The 1,141-nt window shown below is 38.0% G+C and carries 1 protein-coding gene; it reads right to left on the bottom strand.

The window, feature by feature from the left end; genetic code table 11:
* On the bottom strand, positions 1-844 hold an 844-nt coding region (gene repM, locus FTV31_RS17040), incomplete at its 3' end, for a replication initiation protein RepM (protein WP_179997603.1).
* Between the last annotated feature and the right edge of the window lie 297 nt (positions 845-1,141).

Raw genomic sequence — 1,141 nt, 5'->3', positions numbered from 1 at the left:
CGGATGACTCTCCGATCTCTGCATATTCGCTACCAACTTCGGGCAGTTCAGATAATTTGTGTGCAAACAAATGCCGTTGTGCATCGGTCATTTCGACAAAGAAATCAGGTGTGTTTGGATCTCGTTTTGGGTCGGTTCTTTGTTCTACTTTTGGTTGTGGTTTTTGTTTAAATCGGAATGAAAAACCAGTAACTGAACGCCCTGTTTTATGCTGTGCAACAGATACAATAATATCCGTATGTTCATTGATTTGCTTAATTGATGGCTCTAGTACACGGGATTTAAGTACATCAATTCGCTTGTAATCTCCCTCATTAATTCCTATCTGTTTTTTAAAGTCATCCAACCCAATTACGGGTGTTTTTCCTGTGCTACGCCAAGCAATTAAAATTTCGTATAAGCGAACAGCATAGGCACTTTTTAATTGACTAACTTGTTCTAATTCATAGCTTGTGAAGTGTTTTTCTAGTCGAGTAATTAGCGGGATAATAGCGGGAGCAAAAATTAACTTAACAACTGCTTCTTGTTCAACGTAAATAACTTCGCTTACCCAGCGTGATTTATGATGCTGGATATTCCCCTTTTCGCTAAGGCTTTGATAGCTGAATTGTCTTGCAAAAAGATCATCACAAGCATCTTTCAAGGCTTGATATGCGGTATTTCGATGCACTCCAAATTGATTTATATAGCTTTCTGCATGAATGTTTAAAGGGTCATTCGCATTAATTCCTTTGCCTGATTCCCTTGCTTCCACAATTGCTAGCAGAATTAACCGTTGTTCTGTTAGGTCAAGGTTGTAACTAGCATTGATTAGAGCATTGTCTTTGACTACTAATTCCGACATCTCCCACCTATAATTTTTATGATGTAAATCCACCATAATATTTTATGATGGATTATGCAAGGTAAATGGTGGAGTATTGAGAAATTCTTGCAAGGTAAATGGTGGAGTATTGCAAGGTAAATGGTGGAGAATGATCGCTGAAACGCACGTATACCAATGATTTCAGCCCTCCTAAAAGCATTTAAAAGCTTTTTATATTATTAAAAGCCCAAAAAAATTAAAAACGGCATTTAAAACTGCCCTATGTTTTCGCTTCGCTCAAACTCTATTGAATCTCGCTGCGCTCGATTCCCGGGG

It is taken from the genome of Acinetobacter sp. YH16031 (genome assembly GCF_013417335.1).
GTDB lineage: Bacteria > Pseudomonadota > Gammaproteobacteria > Pseudomonadales > Moraxellaceae > Acinetobacter.
The sequence above is the reverse complement of the archived record's forward strand: the minus strand, read 5'-3'. Positions and strand labels throughout refer to the sequence as shown.